The organism is Bradyrhizobium cenepequi (genome assembly GCF_020329485.1).
GTDB lineage: Bacteria > Pseudomonadota > Alphaproteobacteria > Rhizobiales > Xanthobacteraceae > Bradyrhizobium > Bradyrhizobium cenepequi.
In genome coordinates, this window is sequence record NZ_JAGKJI010000055.1 from 35,098 (window position 1) to 41,948 (window position 6,851).

Genomic DNA, 6,851 nt, shown 5'->3' on the forward strand with positions numbered 1-6,851 from the left:
TCACGTTGGTAGCTTCACCCGTCCCGGTCATTTTTGTTGGCCGTTTCGGAGGTATTCACTGCCGCCAAATTAGCAGCAAGCTGCCCCCAAACAGCCATAGAACGGCAAGCATTACACCAAAGCCCACGGCAAAGCCAAGCCGCCCAGCTGCCGGGTTCCCGGGGGAACCCAAGCGGGAGATTGAAAAGTCTAGGATTTTTAACCGCGTCGACGGGCGGAAGGTTCCAACGCGAGCAAATTCCCGCTACCCGTGGCGTCCGCGCCGCACATCTCGATCTGCCTCCAAGCCTGCTCGCGGGCGACCGGATCGCCGATTGCAACCTCCAAGGCTGCCTGCGGGGATTCCATCCGCTCCTTCAGCGGCACCGGTCCGCACACGATCATGAAGAAATCGTATGGCTGCGGACGCTCATTGGCCATCACGAATTGGAAATGCACCCGGAAGAACTGCCAGCGGAAGGTATTGTAGTGTTCGGGCTTGACGATATCGCGGAAGCGGACCGGCACGATTGTCGGGTTGCGCCTCTCGTCGCCAAGCTCAATGCCGTGGCCCCTGATCGGATCGAACTGGTAGAAGTTCATCACGTCCTTGCGGGCCTGGCAGTCGATCCATTCGATCGACTGCTCCAGCGCCAATTGCCGCAAATGGTCGCGAAACTCCCGCGATAGCTTGTGAAAGCCTACGATCGGAAGGTTGCCGCCGATCGTGAACAGCGCCACGCGGGGGCCGTGCCGGCCGAGTACCGGGTCGAGCCTGAGCGCCCGCGCCAGGATTTCCGTCCCCAGAAATGATCCCGAGCTGTGGCCGACCAGCACGATCTCGTCCGCGTCGCTCGTGCGAGCGACCTTTATGAGGTGCTGCGCGAAGCGGTCGATGCGCTCGTCCCATTCGGGCCGCTGTCGGTGCGAGAACTCCCAGGTCCAGATCGTGTCCGACAGGAGATAGAGCACGTAGGTGTTGTTTTCGGTGTATTTCAGCACCGTGCCGAGCAGGGCGACAAAGATTGCGGTTGCCGCGGCAACGCTGAACAGATCGGGGATGCCGATCGCATTGAGGCCCTTTTCGAACACGAACGCGACTGCCGCAGCGCACAAGGCTTCCAGCAGCAGCACGACATGCGGATAGGTGATGAACGCCGTGAAACGCCAGTTCGCCCGCGTGAACCGCGCAATCGTGCCGGTGAAGACCAGTCCCCAATAGATCCAGACGGCATGAAACACGGTGCGCCAGATCGGCGCGGCGAGGTCGCGCTGGATGAAGTCCTCGAATCGCAGGAAATCGTAGGAGGTGCGGGTCTGCCAGTCGTCCGCCTTGGTCTCGATGGTCCAGGACGCGATCTCGCCGTCGGTGACGACCTGCGGCCGGCTCATCGTGGCCGATAGCTGATAGAGACGGCTGAATTTCCGCAGTTCGGTCCTGAACATGCGGTAATACTGCGCCAGACCACGCGGATCGTACCCCTGGATATAAATGATATGGCGGTGCCGAACGCGCACTTACTGTCCCCAGATGAGGTCGGGACTATAGCAGTCGGCGCGATGCGCCAAGAGCTATTTCACCCGATCTCTGGGGAAGACAGCGGATTCGCCTGATGTGCTGTTCGATTGCGACGCCGCGTCGCGGACTAGATCATGACCCGATCAGATGGAATCAGGTCATGATCTCATCTCTTTGTTTGAGCATGATCTTTTCGGAAAACCGGTTTCCACTTTTCCGGATCATGCTCTATTGCACGTCGAGCGGCTCGGTTCCGGTGGGCTGGCCGGTTGCGTCGGTCGTGATCTTGTCGACGCGCGCCTCGGCCTGCCGCAGCAATTCCTCGCAGCGGCGCTTCAGCGCTTCGCCGCGTTCATAAATGGCAACCGATTCCTCAAGGGGCACCTTGCCCTCCTCAAGCCGTTTGACGATCGATTCAAGTTCCTCCATCGCGCGTTCGAAGGAGAGCTTCTTGACGTCGGCTTTGTTGTTTTCGACCTGAGTGGTGTTTTCGGCCATTGCTCGCGTTCCCGATTCGCGCTCTTAAGGCTGCGCCCCGTTCCCGGCGCAGAATCAAAGCAATTTAAGGCTGCGCCCCGTTCCCAGCGCAGAATCAAAGCAATTTTCTGCGGAAGTATTGTGGCGCCTATTTATGCGCCCATCAATGCGGTGACATGCGCGGCCACCGACTCTTTCAGTCCCTGCAGATCATAGCCGCCTTCGAGCACGGAGACCACCCGTCCGTCGGCGTGCCGATCGGCGAGATCCAGAAGCTTGCGCGTCACCCAGCCGAAGTCCTCGGCCTTCAAGTTGAGCGAGGCGAGCGGATCACGGTAATGCGCGTCGAAGCCTGCGGAGATGATGACGAGCTCGGGGCCGAATTTTTCCAGTTGCGGCAGGATCAGGTTGTCGAACGCCGAGCGGAATTGCACGCCGCCATCTTCGGGCGCGAGTGGCGCATTGACGATGGTGTCGTGCTCGCCGCGCTCGCCGCGGCTGCCGGTGCCTGGAAACAGCGGCATCTGATGCGTCGAGCAATACATCACGGTCGGATCGGCCCAGAAGATATCCTGGGTGCCGTTGCCGTGATGAACATCGAAATCGACCACAGCGACACGGCCGATGCCGAACTTGCGCTGGGCATGGCGCGCGGCGATCGCTGCATTGTCGAAGAAGCAGAAGCCCATCGGTCGGCTGTTCTCGGCATGGTGGCCAGGCGGCCGAACCGCCACGAAAGCGTTCTGATGCTCGCCCGACAACACGGCGTCGGCGGCCGCGACGGCGCCGCCGACGCCGTGCATCACCGCTTCCCAGGTGCCCGGCGACATCGAGGTGTCGCCATCGATGTACACCAGGCCAGAGGTCGGGGCGACGTGCTGGAGCTCGCCGACATAGAGCTCGCCATGGCAGAGCATGACGGAATCCAGGCTGCCTTCGGGCGCTTCGCCGCGCGATAGCGGCGCGAACCGCTCTTCGCCCAGCACCTCCGCGACCGCACGCAACCGGTCAGGGCGTTCGGGATGGCCTGGAGGGGTCAGGTGATCGAGACAGGCGGAATGCGATAGAAGAAGGGTCATACAGGTTTCCGGCGCATTCGCTGCGCGTTCTTGCGAGTGACCCCCTATTTAGGCGTTCGGCGCCCGGCGCGAAAGAGCCCAGCTAATTGACCCGCTGGATCCGATTGCCCGGTGCGGGCCCGACCGGGCTGTTCGCCTGGAAATAGGCCTGCAGGGCATCGACGTCGTAGATGCCGGTCAGCGGCGCTTGCCCCTCTTTCAGGACGGTAAAGCCGTCGCCGCCGAGCGACAGGAAATTGTTGACCGTCACCCGGTAGGTCGCGGCGGGGTCGATCGGCACGCCGTTCAGCGTCATCCGCTCGGCGATGATGCGCTCGCCATCGCCCTTGCTCGCATCCCAGGCGTAGGCGAACCCTTTCGACACTTGCAGGACCCGCGGCCGCTTCGGATCGAGCCATTGCTGTTCGAGCGTGTCCTTGATCTGCTTGCCGGTGAGCGTCAGCGTGATGAGCTGGTTGCGGAATGGCTGGCTCGAGAACAGGTCGGCATAGGTGACGGCACCGTCCTCTCGCCGCGCAATGTCGGTGCGCACGCCGCCCGGATTGGTGAACGCGATCGCCGCGCCGCCTTTCTCGGGCGAGCTCGTTGCGGCGAACTGGGCGTCGGCGATGACGTCGCCGAGCGCGCTTTCGCCCGCGTCGTTCGGCACGCGCGACAGCGTTTCCGTCACCGCGCCCGCCGGACGGTTGGCGATCGGTGCGGCCAGCCGGTCATAGGCCTCGATCAGCTCTGTCTGGCTTGCGTCCTTCGCGAGCGTCTGGCTGCGGACGATGGTGTTCTCGGCCTTGGCGCTGATCACGTCGCGAGTCTTCGGATCGAGCTTGAGATCGATCGCGGTGACGAGCGTGCCATATTTGTCGCCGGAGGTGACGAGCCGGCCATCGATGTTGCAGACATAGGCCTGGTGGGTGTGGCCGGAGATCACGACGTCCACCGCGCGATCGAACTTCTTCACGATATCGACGATCGGGCCTGAGATGCCGGGGCATTCATTGTAGTCGCCGGTCGGCACGCCGCCTTCGTGGATCAGCACGACGATCGCCTCGACGCCGCGCGTCTTCAACTCCGGAACGAGCGCATTCACCGTCTCGGCTTCATCGCGGAATTCGAGGCCGGCTGAGCTTGCCGGCGAGATGATGTTCGGCGTGCCCTTCAGCGTCAGCCCGATGAACGCGACCGGGATGCCCTCGAACTGTCTGATCTCGTGGGGCGGAAACACGGTCTTGCCGGTGGCCTTCTCGAACGTGCTCGCGGCGAGATAGTGGAATTTGGCGCCGGGGAAGGGGTGAGGACCCTGGCACTTGTCGACCGGATGGCAGCCGCCATTCTGCATCCGCCGCAATTCGCCCATGCCTTCGTCGAATTCGTGGTTGCCGACCGAGGCGACCTCGAGCCCCATCATCGATAGCGATTCGATCGTCGGCTCGTCATGGAACATCGCCGACAGGAACGGGCTCGCGCCGATCAGGTCGCCGGCCGCGACGAAGATCGTGTTCTTGTGTCCCTCGCGCAGCTGCCGCACCAACGTCGCCATGTGCTCGGCGCCGCCGGCCGGCACGACGATCTTCTTGGTTTTGTCCTCGGGATCGCTGATGCGGATGCCGCCCGGCGGCGGCCGCAAATAGCCGTGGAAATCGTTGATCGCGAGGATGCGCAGATCGACGGGCGAGGCGGTTTGGGCCTGGCAAGGCGCAAGGACAAATCCGGCCAGCAGCGCCAGCGCTGCAAGGATATGATGAGGTCTCATGGGGACGAATATGGATAAGCGCGGCAACGATTTTGCGACGTCCCGGTTCAATTCTGCTTGCGCGCAAGGAACGCCTTGAAGGCAGAGACCGCTTCCGTGGAGCGCATCCGTTCGCTGAACAGATGGGCTTCCTGGTCGATCCGCCGGGTCGTGTCCTCCGGGGGCAGCTTTATCAGCTTGCGCGCGATCGCGACTGCGTCGGCCGGCAGCGCGCAGATCTCGCGCGCCACTTTCCGTGCTTCCGCTTCGGTGTGGCCCGGAGCCACCACTGTGTTGGCGAAGCCGGCGATGCGGGCGGCGTCGGCGTCCATGGTGCGGCCCATCACCAGCATCTCGAAGGCGCGCTGGTGCCCCATCGTGCGCGGCATCAGCAGGCTCGAGGCGCCCTCTGGCACCAGCCCCAGATGGATGAACGGCGTCGAGAAGGTCGCGGTGCTGCTGGCGAGCACATAGTCGCAATGGAACAGCATGGTCGTGCCGATGCCGATCGCGATCCCATCGACGGCCGCGATGATCGGCTTGACGTTGTGCGCCAGCGAGTAGAGGAATTTGACCGCGCCGGAGCTGCGCACCGCGTCGGGATTGGCGGCGCCTTGCTTGACGAAATCCTCGACATCATTGCCCGCGGTGAACACGCCGGAGCCGCCGGTGATGATGAGGCAGCGGATGTCCGGATTGTTCTGCGCGGTGTCGATCGCATCGCTCATCGCGCGATACATCGCTTCCGTGATCGCGTTCTTCTTCTCGGGCCGGCGCATCGTGATCACGCGCGTTGCGGCTTCGTCGGTAACGATGAGGTGCCCGGTCATCAAGCGGTCCTTTGCGAAGACGGCTAGATTGCCGCCAGCGAACAATCACCATCTTACATGATCTTCGCCCGGGCCCCAATGTCCCTCACGGTTTTCCCACTCACTTGTCATTCGGGCATGCGTGCCGATCACGCGGGCGAGGAATCCAATGGGCCGGCGATGCTGAAGATCACGATCTCCACAAAGTCTCTTCGGTCCAGCCAAGACTTGCGAATTCGGCGGCCCGGAGCGGCGCTTCTGCTGCGGCAAAGAACTCGTCGAGCTGGGGCGGCTCGACGGCCGTTCCCGACAGCATGGCGTGTGCCTGTCCGCGATGGTGGATCTGGTGTTGGAAGACATGCATAAGGAGGCGGTCGCGACGTTCGGCCTGTACGGACGTGTCGCGATTGACGCGCACGATTCCGTCGAGCAATTCAGGCGTCAATCCGTCGCAGACAGCAATCAAACGCTTGTCGACGCTCGCCCGAGCGGGCTTCAGCTCGGCAACGGTTCGACATGGCACTTCGTTTTCCCAGGCTTGCGGCCCAAGCCATCCACCTTCAAGTGCGTCGACGTAGAATAGGTCGATCACATAAATGTGGTTCAAGGTTAGCTGCAGGCTTGGAAAGAAGCCCGTGCGCGCGGCCTCAAAATCCTGCTGGCTGAGAGTTGCGCACGCCGTGAGCAGCCGATGGTTGGCCCACGCGTTGTTGTAGGCGAAAGCGCGATACGTCTGAACAGATCCAGCGGGCACGGCCGTTCCTCATCCGAAGGCATTGCCTGGAAGCAATCGTATGCGAGGGCGACTATACTGCATTCTGCTTCGGCCCACATGCCTGTCATTCCGGGATGCGTGCGCAGCACGCAGGCCCGGAATCCATCGGGCGGCAGGGCGAGGGGAGAAATGGATTCCGGGCTCGCGCTTCGCGCGCCCCGGAATGACGCAGGAAAATTCGCGGAATCCGTAGGGTGGGCAAAGCGGCAGCGTGCCCACCATCGCCGGCGGAGCGCTTGATGGTGGGCACGGCGCTTCGCGCCTTTGCCCACCCTTGTATTAGCGCGTTGGAGTAGAGTGAGATCGTTCCGTGAGGAATGGCCCAGCCCGGGTGGCCGCCCGAGCTGGGCTGCCGATCGATCGGATCGCTGCCCACCGAAGCCTTGAGGCTGCCTTGTAGCAAGATCGCGGTCGGCGCTTCATCGGGACCCGAATGGTTGAACGAACTTCAGGTTCGCATCACAAGGGAGGGTCGACGAAGATGGCC

At 62.6% G+C, this 6,851-nt stretch carries 6 protein-coding genes; all 6 read right to left on the minus strand.

What is annotated here, in order from left to right; all coding sequences use genetic code 11:
- Window positions 1–198: 198 nt before the first annotated feature.
- Window positions 199–1,497: a hypothetical protein gene (locus tag J6497_RS34460; protein WP_225708665.1), complete on the minus strand. Its 1,299-nt coding sequence runs from the start codon at window positions 1,495–1,497 to the stop codon at window positions 199–201.
- Window positions 1,498–1,726: 229 nt separating this feature from the next.
- Window positions 1,727–1,996: an exodeoxyribonuclease VII small subunit gene (locus tag J6497_RS34465; RefSeq protein WP_225708666.1), complete on the minus strand. Its 270-nt coding sequence runs from the start codon at window positions 1,994–1,996 to the stop codon at window positions 1,727–1,729.
- Between the two features lie 131 nt (window positions 1,997–2,127).
- Window positions 2,128–3,054 carry a histone deacetylase family protein gene (locus tag J6497_RS34470; protein WP_225708667.1) on the minus strand — a complete coding sequence of 309 codons (927 nt, stop codon included), beginning with the start codon at window positions 3,052–3,054 and terminating at the stop codon, window positions 2,128–2,130.
- 82 nt (window positions 3,055–3,136) lie between these two features.
- Window positions 3,137–4,801: a bifunctional metallophosphatase/5'-nucleotidase gene (locus J6497_RS34475; RefSeq protein ID WP_225708668.1), complete on the minus strand. Its 1,665-nt coding sequence runs from the start codon at window positions 4,799–4,801 to the stop codon at window positions 3,137–3,139.
- A 47-nt stretch (window positions 4,802–4,848) separates the two neighbouring features.
- Window positions 4,849–5,610 carry an enoyl-CoA hydratase-related protein gene (locus J6497_RS34480; protein ID WP_225708669.1) on the minus strand — a complete coding sequence of 254 codons (762 nt, stop codon included), beginning with the start codon at window positions 5,608–5,610 and terminating at the stop codon, window positions 4,849–4,851.
- 169 nt (window positions 5,611–5,779) lie between these two features.
- On the minus strand, window positions 5,780–6,343 hold the full coding sequence (locus J6497_RS34485) for a DinB family protein (protein WP_225708670.1): 564 nt from the start codon (window positions 6,341–6,343) through the stop codon (window positions 5,780–5,782).
- Window positions 6,344–6,851 lie beyond the last annotated feature (508 nt).

What these genes read in the sequence shown, in the direction of transcription:
- J6497_RS34465 (WP_225708666.1), bottom strand. Translation starts at nt 1,996, where the DNA reads ATGGCCGAAAACACCACTCAGGTCGAAAACAACAAAGCCGACGTCAAG.
- J6497_RS34480 (WP_225708669.1), bottom strand. Translation starts at nt 5,610, where the DNA reads ATGACCGGGCACCTCATCGTTACCGACGAAGCCGCAACGCGCGTGATC.
- J6497_RS34475 (WP_225708668.1), bottom strand. Translation starts at nt 4,801, where the DNA reads ATGAGACCTCATCATATCCTTGCAGCGCTGGCGCTGCTGGCCGGATTT.
- J6497_RS34470 (WP_225708667.1), bottom strand. Translation starts at nt 3,054, where the DNA reads ATGACCCTTCTTCTATCGCATTCCGCCTGTCTCGATCACCTGACCCCT.